Raw genomic sequence first — 11,514 nt, 5'->3', positions numbered from 1 at the left:
ACCAAGACCCCTCAAGGCGGAGCGGATACATGGCAGATCAGAGCAAGAAGCTCGTGTTCAACGTCGGCGGTGCGATCGCCGGAGTGATGCTGGCCGCAGTGGCCATCTTCGGCCTTGTGGAGCAGTCAACGGCCTCGCAGCCGCAGAAGTACAGCGAGAAGATCAACTACGGCCAGAACCAGTAGTCTTCTCCTCGTCGTTCCACAACACGTCCTCGCCGACATCGGCGGGGACGTGCTGTGCGTTGCCGGTGTGTGCAGCCAACAGCACCTGACGCAGGCGGACTGCTGAACGCTCCCAGTCGAACGATCCGGCCCACCGTTTGGCTGCCTCGCCCATTGCCGCGCGCCGGCACCCGTCGGACAGGAGCGTCCTGGTCGCTTCGACCATGTCGTCCAGATCGTCGGCGAGCACGCCGGTGCGCCATTGCCGAATCGAGTCCGTCGGTCCGCCAGCGGAGCGGAAGGCGACGGCAGGCACCGCGTGCAAACCCGCCTCGACGATCGTCAGGCCCCAGCCTTCCTTCGCGGAAGGCAGCAACATCACCCAACTGTGGGCCAGCAGACGATGCTTGCTCTCCTCGTCGACGAAACCATGGAAGACGACGGCGTCCGTCACACCACGGTCGCGGGCGTGGGCCACCAGCCGCTGCTGCCAGTAGCCGGCACCAACGATATCCAGTGCCAGGTCGGGATACTCGTCGCGCAACCGGGCAAGAACATCGATCGCGTACTCCACCTGCTTGTGCGGCACCAGTCGGCACAGCACGATCAGCCGCGGCGTCGGGCTCGGGTGGATGGCTTCGTAACGTTCCATGTGTGTCGGCTTGTCGTTGCCGTTGTGCACCACCGTCACCCGCGAGGGATGCACGCCGAGGCCGGCGAGTTCGCGGCGGGTCGAGTCGGAGACGGTCACATACCGCGAGCGTCGGTAGACCAGGGGAGCGACCCGTGATTCCAGCAGCCAACCCAGTCGTCCCCAGTAACGGCCGAACACGGTCTCCCACTGGGCCCGGTGCAGATGGTGCAGCAGGTTGACCACGGGCAGCCGGGTGACCAACGGACTCCAGAACGGCAATCCGTTCTGCACGTCGATGATCACGTCGAAGTCGTGCCTGTGGCGCACGACATAAGCCAACCCGGCCGGGTAGCACGAGAAGTGGCCGCCGCGTCGCCGCACGTACACCGCACCATGCCGTGCCTGCGCGGACAGACCCTTGGCGCGGCTGGCGAAGATGGTGACCTCGTCACCGAGCGCGCAGAGGTGTTCGCTGGTGCGTTCCACGAACGCTTCCGAGCCGCCTGCCTCGGGGTGCTCGGCATCTCGCCAGGACAGGTAGAGAATTCGCAACGAGTGCATCCTGTCGGTCGGGAAGTCGGCGGCGGAATCGTCGATGCTGCAGTCGACGCCGACGGGAGGTGGGCCGGAGGTTCACCCTACCTCTTTTTGCTACTACCCAGTAGCATCGGGCGTTCCGCGGCGCGCCCGGGCCGGATCAGAGAGGGAACTAGCGAGACTATGGTTGCACGCATGTCCGAAAGAGGCCTGGGTCGTTCGATACGCCTGTTTCAGGCGTTCCGGGCCGAGCAGACCGACCCGGACCGTTTCTATGGTGAACTCGCCGATGACTCAGTCGCACTGCTGCGCGAATGGACTGAGTTGAGTGGGTGTTCCGTGCTCGACGTGGGCGCCGGCCCCTCCCAGTTCGCCGACGCCTTCATCGCCGCCGGAGCACGGTATGTCCCGATCGACTACGACGCGTCGGTGCCGTCCGTGCGCCGAGGCGGGGTGGTTGCCGACGGTGCTGCACTCCCGTTCGCCGACGGCAGTCTGGACGTGGTGTTCAGCAGTAATGTGCTGGAACACGTGGTCGACCCCGAACGGGTCGCCGATGAGATGGTGCGCGTGACCAGACCGGGTGGGGTCATTTTCCTGTCCTACACCAACTGGCTGTCGCCCTGGGGTGGGCACGAGACGTCTCCCTGGCACTGGACCGGCGGTGAGCGCGCCGCCCGTCGCTACGAGCGACGGCACGGTCACCCCCCGAAGAACCGGGTGGACGAGACGCTGTTCCGGGTCAGCGTGGCCCAGGGTCTGAACTGGGCCAACCAGTGCGCCGACGTGGACGTGCTGGCCGCGCGGCCCCGCTACCTGCCTGACCCCGCACGTGTCATTCTGCGGGTGCCCGGCGTACGGGAGTTCGTGACGTGGAACCTGCTGCTGATCCTGCGTCGACGGTGAGGCTGGGCCCGGGCCGCTGGATCGACCGGGCCGTCGTCCCGGCCTGCCTGGCACTGGTCGCGTGGTTGGTCCAGCCCGGACTCACGCAGCCCGACACCAAGAGCGACCTGACGATATCGCCCTGGCGATATCTGGGCCGTTCGATCGAGGCGTGGAATGCGCACACCGGCGTGGGGGAGTTGCAGAACCAGGCGTACGGCTACCTGTTCCCGATCGGGCCGCTGTTCGGCATCGGTGACAGCCTCGGGATGCCCGCGTGGGCGGTCCAACGACTGTGGTGGACGGTGCTCCTGCTGACCGCGTATTTCGGTGTCGAACGGGTCGTCCGCAGACTCGACCTCGGTGGACCAATGGCGGCCTCGATCGCCGGGCTGGCCTTCGCACTGTCCGCCCGCGTGATGACCGTCCTACCGCACATCTCGGTACAGGTCTGGCCGGCCGCGGTCGCCCCGTGGTTGCTCTTGGTGGCGATCCGGCAGGAGGAGCAGGTCGGGCGATGGCGTGAGCAGATGCGTGCGGCGGCGGCCACGGGCCTGTTGGCCGCAACACTCGGCGGAGTGAACGCGACGGTGTCCCTCTTCGCCCTGTGCGTACCGGCGCTGTACCTGGTGACCGGGCGGCGTCCGTGGCGCACCCTGCCGTGGTGGGTCGCGGGAACGGTGCTGGGGTCCGCCTGGTGGATCGGCCCGTTGCTGGTCCTGGGTCGGTACGCCTACCCGTTCCTCGACTTCATTGAGACCGCGAGGGCCACGACGTCGGTCACCACCACTTTCAACAGCCTGCGCGGCACCTCGCAATGGGTGGCCTTTCTGACCGACAGCACCCACAGCCCGGTGTGGGCCGGGGGATGGGTGCTCGCGAGATCGACCGTGGGCATCGTCGCCACGGCGTCAGTCGCCGCGCTCGGCGCGATGGGTGTCATCCGTCTGCGCGGTCATCTGGCCCGGTTTGCGCTCCTCAGCATCCTGTCGGGTGTGCTCTTCATGGTCCTCGGCCGCTCCGGTGACGCAGGCAGCCCAGTCGCCGGACAGGTCCAGAGTCTGCTGGACGGCGTTCTCGCGCCCTTGCGCAATGTGCACAAGGCCGATCCGCTCATCCGGCTGCCGCTTGCCCTCGGCTTGGCTGTCGTGACGAGCGGGCTGGCCCGATTACCGTATCCACGGCTGTACCGGGGACTGCTGGTCACCGGGGTCACCGGGGTCCTGTTCGTCTCGTTCACACCCCTGTGGAACGGCACCCTGGGGAGCCCGGCTGCCTACCAGGCGGTACCGACGCCATGGCAACAGGTCGCCCGAGAGACCGATCGCCTGGCAGCGGACCGCCACGGCAGCACACTGCTGTTGCCGAATGCCAGAGCGGCCCAGTACACCTGGGGCTCGCTGACCGATGAGCCGTTGTCGGCTCTCGCAACCTCTCCCGTGCTGTACCGGGCCGCAGCTCCGCTCGGCCCCCCCGGCGCGACCCGGGTGATGGATCGGATCGACCGCATGGGGGCCGACGGCGCTGCGCAGCCCCATCTCGCCGACGGACTGGCCCGGCTGGGAGTGCAGCGCATCGTGGTGCGGCGTAACTTGCATCCTGCGCAACAGGCGGTGCCTTGGCAGGCGGTGGAGCGAACGCTTGCCCGGTCTGCGAATATCCGGTTCGAGCGCGTGTTCGGCACCGGGCAGGATGCGCTGACACTGTGGTCGGTCATGCTCCCGGCGCCCAGTGCGCAGGTGTGGCCCGTGGGGTCGACTGTCACCGTCGCCGGCGCACCCGAGGACATCTTCCGGCTGGCCGACACGGGCTTGCTGAAGCCTGACCAGACGATGCGCATCGAGCCGCGCACACGCCCCGATGTCGTGACCGACACACTTCGCTGGCGCACCTACAACGCCGGCGTGCCCACGCAGTTCGCGCTGTCCTCGACACTGACCGCCGACGACAAGAGACCGCTGAAGGTCGGTCAGAAGGATCTACCACCGGCCGGGACGGCGAGTGATCAACCGTACCGTCGTTGGATCGGTCTGAAACAACTCACCGCCTCCTCCTCCGCCGGCGATCCGCTCAGCCGGGTCTACTTAGGCCCTGGTTACGGACCGGCGGCGGCGATCGACGGCGACCCCACCACGTCGTGGCTGACCGGCGATCACGGCTCGGTCGGCCGCCTCGAGTTGAGCCTCGCGCGGCCGCAGCGGCTGACGTCTGTCACCGTCCGGCCGACGCAGGGCGCATACTTCACCACGCCGGTGCGGGTGCGGGTCGACGCCGGCGGGGTCACGCGCACCGTCCGCACGACCCTCGGGCAACCGGCTCGGCTGCGGCTGCCTGCCGTCACCACCGACCGATTGACCATCACCATCACGGCGCCGTTGTGGGTGCCGGCGCCGATCATGGGGATCGCCGAGCTGGATGTCGCGGGCGTCGACCTCGGGTCGACGCTGCACCTCCCGCAGCCCATCGACCCGCGGACACAATCGGTGCTGCTCAGTCGCGACGAGGCAGGACCAATCAGCAATCCCGACAGTGGGGACGACGCGCCGGTGCTTCGTCGACAGTTGACCTTCACCACCGCCGGCCGGGTGCGGCCCGAGGTGTGGGTGCGGGCCGACGGGCTCCCGCCCGCGCAGACGCTGGGATGCGGTGGGGCCGGAACCTTGGAACTGAACGGGCAGAAGGTGCCGCTCTCGCTCACCGCGTCTAAGATCGAACCCAGTGGTGCCGCCCAGCTGCAGCGGGCCACACCGTGTACGAAGACGGTGCGGGTGGCGGCCGGGCAGGCCGATCTGACCGTACGTCCGGGCAAGGGCGTACGCGCGTCGGTCGTCACCCTGGCCCCTGACCGATCGGCCGACACCGCGCCCTCGAGCAAACGGCCGACACGGGCCCTGACCGCTCGGGCAGACGACCAGTGGGTCGTGGGGGCCGGTGGCGCGAGTGTGCTGAGTCTGCCGCGCGGGTACAACGCGGGCTGGGTCGCCACGACAGCGTCCGGAATGCGGCTGCGACCGGTCGAGGTAGAGGGCTGGAAGCAGGGCTTCCTGTTGCCCGAGGGCGGGCAGGAAACGGTACGGGTCGAGTTCGCCCCCCGATCGGCCAACCGCTGGGCGCTCGTGACCGGTGCGGTGCTCGTGGGTCTGCTGGCGCTGCTCTGGCTGATGAGCCTGCGCTGGACGCGAGTGGAGATGGACCCGGTCCGAAGTGCGCGTCACGCGCACCGCCCGGCCGGTCGCCGTCGGCTACGCAGGTTCGTCGGTGCTGGCTCGGCCTGCGCGGTCGCCACCATCAGTTGCGGACTCCCCGGCGTCGTGGTGGTCGTTGTGGCCTGCTCGGTGCCCCGACGTTGGTGGCCGCAGGCGGTTGCGACGTCGCTGGCGGGCGGCGGGGTCGTCATGGCAGCGGTGGCCGCCGCCGGTCAACCCGAGCCGGCCAATGTCATCGGGCAGCTGTGCGGGGCGCTGGTACTTGCGCTGCTTGCTCGTCGGCTCGGCGAAGGCGATGAGCCCAACGCAGGATCGGCCGCTCCACGCAAGTTACGGACAACCGAGCCAGCACCGTTGACAGACTGACGACGGCCAGCAGCGTCAACCAGAAGCCGTGGGTGAACATGTCCTTGTCCGCTACGAGAAAGACCACCTGAAGCGCCAGGACGTGCCACAGGAAGATGCCGTAGGTGAGGTCACCCGCGGTGCGCAGGCTGTTGTCGACGGCTGGGTCGCTCAGCTCCGGCAACGGCCGCGTCCCGGGGGCGGGGCGCACGGCGGCCAACAGGAGTAGACCGGCCAGCAGCGCATAACAGAACTCCTTGAGCGCCGCTTGGCCGGCGGTGAGTCCGGAGAGGTCGCGGGGACCGAGCAGAGGGCTCGAAGCGAACAGATAGACTAGGAGAGCCAGACCGAGGAAGGTGAGCGGCCGTTCGCTCGCCGCGCGGGTCGTACTGGTCAGCCAGCGGGGTAGGTCGCTGCCCAGATCGTGCCGGGTGTGTCGGGCGGGAAGGCTCAGCAGGCAGACAGCTGCACCCACCGCGAACCAGGCCGCATGCCCTACCGCCGAGAGTGCGAGCACACCGGCCCACGACGTGCCGTCGAGCAGCAAGGCCGCGCACATCCCTTGGACCACGATGCCACTGGCTGCGACGACGCCGACGGTGCCGAGCGCGGGCCGCAGCCCCTGATTCAGCCGACGGCCGAGCGCCAGCCCGAGGAATGGCACCATCACGTAGAACGTGAGTTCGGTGGTCAAGCTCCAGCTCTGGCTGAAGCCCTGGTACACGTGGTCGGCATACCCCTGGGCCAGCACAAGGTGCGACAGGACTTTTCCGAGGCCCCCGAGTCCGCCGGTCTGCGCCGGGAAAGCGGCCGCGACGGCGAGGACCGCAGCCAGCGCAAGGAGATAGGCCGGCAGGATGCGCGCGATGCGCACGATCGCGTAGCCTCCGAGAACCGGGGCCGGCCGGTCGCCCGCCCCGGCACGGATCCACGGCCGCAGGAGCAGAAAACTGGAGATCGCGAAGAAGATGGCCACCCCGCTGTCGCCTCGTGCGATCAGCCCACCGGAGAAATCCGTGGCGGCGGCACCGGTCCAGAAGCCGACGTGCGAGACGAGTACCAACAAAGCGGCGGCGGCGCGTAGTCCGTCCAGGAGTGGATATCGACCCACGCTATCGCCCAGCCCTTCCACGTCGCGCGCCTCAGGACGAGACCGCAGACCGAGATTATTACAGCTTGTGACGTAGATCGCACTTCCTGCTACTCTCCGGTAAACCTTGCTCACCACTGGGAGGCCACCGTGCGGAAATCCGCGATCGTCATTGGGTTCGGAGCCTTTTTCCTTACTCTTGCACTGCTTTTGAAGTTCTACGCCTACCCGCGACTCGCCGTCATCCCCAAGGACCAGAACACCTCGCAGACATTGCTGGATCCGAAGGCGAACTTCCTCGATGTCGCGTCGCTGAGTTTCAAGAAGGACGCCCCGATCCGCACCACAGCGACCGTCGTCGCGGACGCGAAGGCGGGCAAGAAGGTCGGCGACGATGTCCTGATCATCAACCAGTGGCAATACACCGACAGCGTCGAGAACGCCGAGAAGCAGGAGGGCGACAAGAGCAAGAACCCACCGATCTCGGCCACGGTGCAGAAGTACGCCATCGATCGCAAGACCGGTAAGACGCTGAAGTGGGAGGGCACCGAGCTCAACGGCGAGTCGGTCGATTACCAGGGCAGCTACACGATCAAGCTGCCGTTCGGCCTGGAGAAGAAGTCCTATCCGTACTTCGACACGACGCTCGCCAAGCCGGTCGACCTGGAGTACAAGGGCACCGAGAAGATCAAGGGCATGGAGACCTACAAGTACCAGGTCAGCATCCCCGAGACGGTCTTCAAGAAGCAGAAGACCCCGGGGTCGTTGTTCGGTCTGCCCAAAACCAGCCCGGCTCAGGACGCCGAGCGCTCCTACAGCAACGACATCACCGTCTGGGCCGATCCGGTCACGGGTGTCTTCATGAAAATGCAGCAGCACCAAGTGCAGAAGCTGACCATCCCCGACCACGACCCGGTCGTGGCGATGGACACCGTGTCGGTGATGGACGACAAGACGGTCAAGAAGAACGTCGATGATTACAGCAACAAGGGCGCTCAGCTCAACGCGCTCAGTGTGGCCCCGTGGGCGCTGATGCCGCTCGGAGTCATTCTGCTCGTGGTGGGGGCGCTCATGGCCATCATCAGCGGTCGCAGGGACGCGCGCCACTGGGGGTGATCGGTCGTCGACAGTGACGTCGACTCCGTCCGATCGCGCACTCTCCCTCCGCCGAGGGGCCGGGGTACAGCCCGGCCCCTCGGCGGGTTCACGATGAGCCGGCCTTCTTCGCGACGTAGATCGCGGTGCCCGGGATGACGCGTCCACGGGTGGGGCTCCATCCACCCCAGTTCTGATCGTTGCGTTCCGGCCAGGTGGGTTCGACCACGTCCTGCACCTGGAGGCCGGCGGTGACCAGTTCACGTATCCGTCCGCCCAAGGTGCGGTGGTGTTCGACATAGGTCACCAGGTCGCCGGCACGCTCGACGTACGGCGCGGTGTCGAAGTAGTCGTACTGCGCGACCAGGCCGGCCTCGTCCGGGACGTCGGGGAAGGCCCAGCGGGTCGGGTGCGTGGTGGAGAACACCAGTCGGCCGCCGGGCCGCAGCACGCGCGCCAGTTCGACCATGAGCGCGGCGGTGTCGCTGATGAACGGCACCGCGCCGTAGGCGGAGAACGCCAGGTCGAATGACGCGTCCGCGAAGGGAAGCCGAGCCGCATCGGCCTGGACGAGGGGGAGTGCGCGCTCCTGACGTTCGTCGATCCGGCGGCCGACCTCGAGCATGCCCAGGGAGATGTCAGAGGCCACGACGCGGGCGCCCTGGTCGTGCATCCACCGCCCGCCCTGCGCGGCGCCGGCCCCGAACTCCAGGACGTCGAGCCCGTCCACGGGACCGATGATCCGAAGTTCCTCCTCGGTCCAGCCCTCCGGTCCCCAGACGAGGTGTTCGTCGCGCAGGAAGGCCCCGTGCTCGCGGTAGTAGTCGTCCGCTTCGCCGTCCCACCAGGCACGTTGGGCGCGGGCGCTCTCCCGGTCATCGACCGTCCGGGTGCCGTCGCGGCCCGCCGCCTCGGACGTCGCGGTGTCGTCTGTGTTGGTCCGGTCATCGGTCGGGTCGTTGCTGCTCATGGGTCCTTTCGGAGTCGACATCTGTGGTTTTGCCCACTTCTTGCACAGCCGGTAGGGTGGAGGTGCATTTTCTTGTGCGTGCTCGACCTGTTCGCTCGCCTCGGTGAGCTGCCAGGGATCCAATCATTGTCCAACTCAACCGTCCACCAAAGGTTTCCTACTACATGACTACCGCCACTACCTCCCAGATCGCGATCAACGACATCGGATCCGAGGAGGAGCTGCTCGCCGCGATCGACGCGACGATCAAGCACTTCAATGACGGCGACATCGTCGAAGGTGTCATCGTCAAGGTCGACCGTGACGAGGTTCTCCTCGACATCGGTTACAAGACCGAGGGCGTCATTCCCTCGCGCGAACTCTCCATCAAGCACGACGTCGACCCGACCGAGGTCGTTTCCGTGGGCGATGAGGTCGAGGCTCTCGTTCTCCAGAAGGAGGACAAGGAAGGCCGTCTGATCCTGTCCAAGAAGCGTGCGCAGTACGAGCGCGCCTGGGGCACGATCGAGAAGATCAAGGAAGAGGACGGCGTCGTCACCGGTACCGTCATCGAGGTCGTCAAGGGTGGCCTCATCCTCGATATCGGCCTGCGCGGCTTCCTGCCCGCCTCGCTGGTCGAGATGCGTCGTGTCCGCGACCTGCAGCCGTACGTCGGCAAGGAGGTCGAGGCCAAGATCATCGAGCTCGACAAGAACCGCAACAATGTCGTTCTGTCGCGCCGCGCCTGGCTGGAGCAGACCCAGTCCGAGGTCCGCACCACGTTCCTCAAGGAGCTGCAGAAGGGCCAGGTCCGCTCGGGCGTCGTGTCCTCGATCGTCAACTTCGGTGCGTTCGTCGACCTCGGTGGCGTCGACGGTCTGGTGCACGTCTCGGAACTGTCCTGGAAGCACATCGACCACCCGTCCGAGGTTGTCGAGGTCGGTCAGGAAGTCACCGTCGAGGTGCTCGACGTCGACATGGACCGCGAGCGCGTCTCGCTGTCGCTGAAGGCGACCCAGGAAGACCCGTGGCAGCACTTCGCCCGCACCCACGCGATCGGTCAGGTCGTCCCGGGTAAGGTCACCAAGCTCGTTCCCTTCGGTGCGTTCGTGCGCGTCGAGGACGGCATCGAGGGTCTGGTCCACATCTCCGAGCTGGCCGAGCGCCACGTGGAGCTGCCGGAGCAGGTCGTCACCGTCGGCACCGAGTTGTTCGTCAAGGTCATCGACGTCGACCTGGAGCGCCGCCGCATCTCGCTGTCGCTCAAGCAGGCCAACGACGACGCCGCCGGTGCGAACGACTTCGACCCGACGCTGTACGGCATGGCCGCCGAGTACGACGACCAGGGCAACTACAAGTACCCCGAGGGCTTCGACCCGGAGACCAACGAGTGGCTCGAGGGCTACGAGAGCCAGCGCGAGACCTGGGAGGCGCAGTACGCCGACGCCCACGCTCGCTACGAGGCTCACCAGGCTCAGATCGAGGCTGCACGCAAGGCCGACGCGGAGGCTGTCGCCACCGCGCAGACCGCGCCGACCTCGTACTCCTCCGGTGGCGAGCAGGCCGAGGTTCCGGCCGAGGGCACGCTTGCTTCGGACGAAGCACTTGCTGCTCTGCGCGAGAAGCTCACCGGCAACTGAGGCTGATCAACAGCTGGAAGCCACGAAGGCCCGCTCACCGTTTCGGTGGGCGGGCCTTCGCCTTCCCCGGAAGTCCGCAACCTTGTCGAGCTGACCCGCGAGCTTCGCGGACAGTCGATGGAGAGTGTCAGCACGATGGCGGCGCTGACCCGCGCGTCCTGCGGACTTTCGGGGTCAGCCGCGGCCGAAGAGGGTGCCGCCGTTGACCTGGAGGATCTGTCCCGTGGTCCACCCGGAGTTGGGGGAGGCCAGGTAGGCGACAGCCTCGGCCACCTCCTCGGGAGTTCCCGGGCGCTTCATCGGGATCGGGGCGGTGCGGTTCTGCACGATGTCGGGATCGCGGGCGATGCGTCCGGCCCAGAACGGCGTTCCGGGAACGAACCCGGGCGCGACCGAGTTCACGGTGATTCCGTCGGCTGCGACCTGCGCTGCCAGGCTCAGCACCCAGGCGTTGACAGCGGCCTTGGCAGCGCCATACGCACCCGAACCTCGAAGTGCGGCAATGGAACTCATCGCGATGATCCGTCCCCCTGGACGCGGCATGTGGTCGAGGAGCGCTTGGGTGATCAGGACGGCGGAAAGGACGTTGCCGTCGAAGTCGGCCCGCCACGCCTGTGCGGTCTCGGTGAGGGTCTTCGCGCCGAGCCCGTAGTTGCCGCCGGCGTTCGCGACCAGCACGCCGATCGGTGCTCCGGTCTTCAGTTCGTGCGCGAGCTGCTCGACCTGTTCGGGAACAGTCAGATCGCAGGTGCGGGTCGCGATGCGCGCTCTGGGTGCGGCAGATCGCAGTTCGGCTGCGGCCGCGTCCAGAGGTTCTGCGCGGCGTCCGACGAGCACGAGGTCGGGATCCTCCTGCAGGAAGCGCTGCGCGATGGCCTTGCCGATGCCGGTGCCTCCACCGGTGATGACGATGCGTCGAGACGAGCCAGAAGTCATGCCACCAACCTAGAACCTGAACAGCGTCGATAA

8 protein-coding genes and 1 pseudogene are annotated in these 11,514 nt (G+C 67.2%); 5 read left to right on the top strand and 4 right to left on the bottom strand.

Annotation, left to right across the window (positions count from 1 at the left end):
- Window positions 1-29: 29 nt before the first annotated feature.
- Window positions 30-185: a hypothetical protein gene (locus ACYU8W_RS06525; RefSeq protein WP_499467637.1), complete on the top strand. Its 156-nt coding sequence runs from the start codon at window positions 30-32 to the stop codon at window positions 183-185.
- Here the strand turns inward: ACYU8W_RS06525 and ACYU8W_RS06520 are convergent.
- Window positions 163-1,350 carry a glycosyltransferase family 4 protein gene (locus ACYU8W_RS06520; RefSeq protein ID WP_499467636.1) on the bottom strand — a complete coding sequence of 396 codons (1,188 nt, stop codon included), beginning with the start codon at window positions 1,348-1,350 and terminating at the stop codon, window positions 163-165. The genes ACYU8W_RS06525 and ACYU8W_RS06520 overlap by 23 nt on opposite strands.
- A 180-nt stretch (window positions 1,351-1,530) precedes the next feature.
- On the opposite strand from ACYU8W_RS06520, the gene ACYU8W_RS06515 reads away from it, so the two are divergent.
- Window positions 1,531-2,241, top strand: coding sequence for a class I SAM-dependent methyltransferase (locus tag ACYU8W_RS06515; RefSeq protein WP_499467635.1), 711 nt, complete (start codon window positions 1,531-1,533; stop codon window positions 2,239-2,241).
- Window positions 2,238-5,792, top strand: coding sequence for an alpha-(1->3)-arabinofuranosyltransferase domain-containing protein (locus ACYU8W_RS06510; RefSeq protein ID WP_499467634.1), 3,555 nt, complete (start codon window positions 2,238-2,240; stop codon window positions 5,790-5,792). Before ACYU8W_RS06515 ends, ACYU8W_RS06510 begins: the two co-directional genes overlap by 4 nt.
- 40 nt (window positions 5,793-5,832) lie before the next feature.
- On the opposite strand, the pseudogene ACYU8W_RS06505 reads toward ACYU8W_RS06510, so the two are convergent.
- Window positions 5,833-6,882, bottom strand: a pseudogene (locus tag ACYU8W_RS06505) (acyltransferase family protein); the annotation flags it as partial.
- 129 nt (window positions 6,883-7,011) lie between these two features.
- On the opposite strand from ACYU8W_RS06505, the gene pgfA reads away from it, so the two are divergent.
- Window positions 7,012-7,977, top strand: a complete 966-nt coding sequence (gene pgfA, locus ACYU8W_RS06500) for a cell envelope lipid trafficking protein PgfA (protein WP_499467631.1) — start codon at window positions 7,012-7,014, stop codon at window positions 7,975-7,977.
- A gap of 88 nt (window positions 7,978-8,065) precedes the next feature.
- Here the strand turns inward: pgfA and ACYU8W_RS06495 are convergent, their stop codons facing one another.
- Entirely contained in the window at window positions 8,066-8,926 is an 861-nt protein-coding gene (locus tag ACYU8W_RS06495; RefSeq protein ID WP_499467629.1) for a class I SAM-dependent methyltransferase, read from the bottom strand.
- A 164-nt stretch (window positions 8,927-9,090) separates the two neighbouring features.
- On the opposite strand from ACYU8W_RS06495, the gene rpsA reads away from it, so the two are divergent.
- Window positions 9,091-10,545: a 30S ribosomal protein S1 gene (gene rpsA / locus ACYU8W_RS06490; protein ID WP_129625085.1), complete on the top strand. Its 1,455-nt coding sequence runs from the start codon at window positions 9,091-9,093 to the stop codon at window positions 10,543-10,545.
- Between the two features lie 174 nt (window positions 10,546-10,719).
- Here the strand turns inward: rpsA and ACYU8W_RS06485 are convergent, their stop codons facing one another.
- The gene (locus ACYU8W_RS06485; RefSeq protein ID WP_499467627.1) at window positions 10,720-11,481 is read right to left on the bottom strand and encodes an SDR family NAD(P)-dependent oxidoreductase; all 762 of its coding nucleotides are present in this window, start codon (window positions 11,479-11,481) and stop codon (window positions 10,720-10,722) included.
- Window positions 11,482-11,514: the final 33 nt, after the last annotated feature.

Source organism: Yimella radicis (assembly GCF_054778255.1).
The sequence above is the reverse complement of the archived record's forward strand: the minus strand, read 5'-3'. Positions and strand labels throughout refer to the sequence as shown.

Coding starts and splice junctions, on each gene's coding strand:
- ACYU8W_RS06525 (WP_499467637.1), top strand. CDS start 30: ATGGCAGATCAGAGCAAGAAGCTCGTGTTCAACGTCGGCGGTGCGATC.
- ACYU8W_RS06515 (WP_499467635.1), top strand. CDS start 1,531: ATGTCCGAAAGAGGCCTGGGTCGTTCGATACGCCTGTTTCAGGCGTTC.
- ACYU8W_RS06495 (WP_499467629.1), bottom strand. CDS start 8,926: ATGAGCAGCAACGACCCGACCGATGACCGGACCAACACAGACGACACC.
- rpsA (WP_129625085.1), top strand. CDS start 9,091: ATGACTACCGCCACTACCTCCCAGATCGCGATCAACGACATCGGATCC.
- ACYU8W_RS06485 (WP_499467627.1), bottom strand. CDS start 11,481: ATGACTTCTGGCTCGTCTCGACGCATCGTCATCACCGGTGGAGGCACC.